Source organism: Thomasclavelia sp., from assembly GCF_017889095.1.
GTDB lineage: Bacteria > Bacillota_I > Bacilli_A > Erysipelotrichales > Coprobacillaceae > Thomasclavelia.
Genome location: NZ_JAGHEW010000149.1, coordinates 1 through 2,508 on the forward strand (window position 1 = coordinate 1; position 2,508 = coordinate 2,508).

The window sequence follows — 2,508 nt, forward strand, 5'->3', positions numbered from 1 at the left end:
AGCATCCGGCTTTTGAAACCTATTTTACTAAAGATGGGATTGAAATTTGGGTTGGTAAAAACAACTTACAAAACGATTATTTAACTTTTAAACATGCTCATCGTTATGATACCTGGTTCCATGTTAAAGAAATGCCAGGCAGTCATGTTATTGTAAAAGGAAATGAACTTGATGAATATACCATTCGTTTAGCCGCCAATATGGCAGCCTGCTTATCTAAAGGTAAAAACAGTAGTTCGGTTCCAGTCAACTATACTTTGATCAAGACTTTAAAGAAACCACATGGCTATAAGCCAGGGCAGGTTTTATTAGATAGTTATAAAACTATTTATATTGATCCTGATGAAAGCTGTTTTAATGAATTAACGAAAAAATAGATGCTTAAAGCATCTATCTTTTCTAATTACCACAGTTACAAGATCCATTAATAACATTACTGTTACCACTCATAAAACCATTATTACCATACATAAAATTAGAACCATTAGCGTATGGGTTAGGATTATTTTGAGTCATATAAGTTTGTTCATAACGAGGATAGTAGCGAGGGTAATAAACAACATTGCAGACATGACGGCATTCAATTGGACAGATAATTGGCTGTTCTACATATTGATTGCTACAAGTTGTGCAAACTTTTTTAGGAGCTACGATGGGAGTGGCTTTGCAGCCATTATTGCATCCACAGCCACAGTTTGAATTACAAAACATCATTTCCACCTCCTTTATATTATACTATATGTTTTTACTCTTTTAAGTCTTAGACAAATTACACAGAAAGGAAAAAAAGATGGAATTAATTAAATGGGATATTGATAGTCCAATTGAAGCCTATACAGTTACTAAAGAATTAGGCGATATGTCTTATAATAATGAAGATAAAGAATTAATTTTAAATAACCGAAAACAGTTAGCAAAACTGTTAAATACCACTTTAGATCATTTTGTTGCCCCAAAACAAATCCATTCAGCTAATTTTAAACAAGTTAGTTTATTAGATGGTGGTAAAGGAAGTTATGATCAAACATCTGCTATCCAGGATTGTGATTCTTTGTACACTAAAGATCGTGATTTATATTTATTATCATTTCATGCTGACTGTACTCCAGTATTATTATATTGTCCAGATACTAAGATTGTTGCTGCCATTCATTCAGGCTGGTTAGGAACTACTAGACAGATTGTTTCTAAAGTTACTAAACATTTGATTGAATTTGAACATTGTGATCCTAAACAAATCAAAGCTTATATTGGCCCTAGTATTTGCCAGGATTGTTTGGAAGTAATGGATAATGTAATTGATCTAGTTAAACAAATGGATTTTGATACGAGTGGTTTCTATTATCAAACTGACAAGCTTCATTATCAATTAGATAATAAAGGTTTAAATAAACAAATGTTATTAAATCTTGGTGTTTTAGAAAAGAATATTACGGTATCATCTTATTGTACCGTTGAAAATGATGATTTATTTTTCAGCTATCGGAAAAATAAAGATAGTGGCAGAAACATTACAATTATTAAAAGAATTTAAAAGGACCATGCGGTCCTTTTTATAATTTTTCTAACCAATTCAAAGCTAAAGCAAACCAGCTGGCAACATGATCATCGATATATCTTTCATCCATCAATTTAGCACTTTGCTTGTTAGCTAATGATAAACCATGCCTACCTTGATGATAAGTATGACATTCATGATCAATTCCCTGCTTTAATAACTCCATCGCATAATTCATAGTATTAATTACCGGTACTAAATCATCACTTACCGTATGCCAAATAAAAGTTGGTGGTGTCTGTTTATTAACCAGATTTGTTGGATTAATAAACTTATCATCATCAGTAATTTGTTTAATTATTTTATCTGGACACCAGGTAGTTAAATCAATAGCCGGATAACATAATATACAGGCATTGATTTTGATTTGTTGTAAGGAATAACCTAATTTTTGATAAAATAACGGCTCATGATATAAATTACTATAAATCGAGCATAAATGACCACCTGCTGAAAATCCAATAATAGAAATATGATCAGGATCAATAGTCCATTGATTACTATTTTGACGAATTAAAGCGATTGCCTGAGCTAACTGATATAAAGGAATTGGAAATAGTAGCTGTTTAGCTTCTTTATTTAAAATAGTATAATTTAAAACAAAGACTTGATAGCCTTGATTTAAAAAAGCTAAAGCAACCGGTTCACTTTCACGATTCGATAACATCTCATACCCACCGCCAGGACAAATAACCATAGCTGGTCGTTTGAAATTTGGTTCATTAGTTACTGTATCTTGAAGATAGGCAACTAAATAAGGCTGTTCTTTACTGTAGCCATAATCCATTAAATCTATTTTTTTATATAACATCGTTTTTTCCTAATTATTCATCTTTGATTATATCAAACATAACTTCCGGTATTAATTCAATCATTTTTGAAGGAATAACCGTATAGACCTTATCACCAATAACATCACCACAGGCACCATGAAGATAAGTACCAATAAT

4 protein-coding genes are annotated in these 2,508 nt (G+C 31.4%); 2 read left to right on the forward strand and 2 right to left on the reverse strand.

All coding sequences use genetic code 11. The features are described from left to right. Nucleotides 1-377: NFACT RNA binding domain-containing protein (locus J7M77_RS06870; RefSeq protein WP_296877094.1), on the forward strand; the 377-nt coding region annotated here is incomplete at its 5' end. A 22-nt stretch (nucleotides 378-399) separates the two neighbouring features. Here the strand turns inward: J7M77_RS06870 and J7M77_RS06875 are convergent. Continuing rightward, the gene (locus J7M77_RS06875) at nucleotides 400-711 is read right to left on the reverse strand and encodes a hypothetical protein (RefSeq protein ID WP_296877095.1); all 312 of its coding nucleotides are present in this window, start codon (nucleotides 709-711) and stop codon (nucleotides 400-402) included. Nucleotides 712-790: 79 nt separating this feature from the next. Between J7M77_RS06875 and pgeF the strand changes: the two genes are divergently transcribed. Beyond that, nucleotides 791-1,534 carry a peptidoglycan editing factor PgeF gene (gene pgeF / locus J7M77_RS06880; RefSeq protein WP_296877096.1) on the forward strand — a complete coding sequence of 248 codons (744 nt, stop codon included), beginning with the start codon at nucleotides 791-793 and terminating at the stop codon, nucleotides 1,532-1,534. A 19-nt stretch (nucleotides 1,535-1,553) separates the two neighbouring features. Here the strand turns inward: pgeF and J7M77_RS06885 are convergent, their stop codons facing one another. Next, nucleotides 1,554-2,369, reverse strand: coding sequence for an alpha/beta hydrolase (locus J7M77_RS06885; protein ID WP_296877097.1), 816 nt, complete (start codon nucleotides 2,367-2,369; stop codon nucleotides 1,554-1,556). Nucleotides 2,370-2,508 lie beyond the last annotated feature (139 nt).

What these genes read in the sequence shown, in the direction of transcription:
- J7M77_RS06875 (WP_296877095.1), bottom strand. Translation starts at nt 711, where the DNA reads ATGTTTTGTAATTCAAACTGTGGCTGTGGATGCAATAATGGCTGCAAA.
- pgeF (WP_296877096.1), top strand. Translation starts at nt 791, where the DNA reads ATGGAATTAATTAAATGGGATATTGATAGTCCAATTGAAGCCTATACA.
- J7M77_RS06885 (WP_296877097.1), bottom strand. Translation starts at nt 2,369, where the DNA reads ATGTTATATAAAAAAATAGATTTAATGGATTATGGCTACAGTAAAGAA.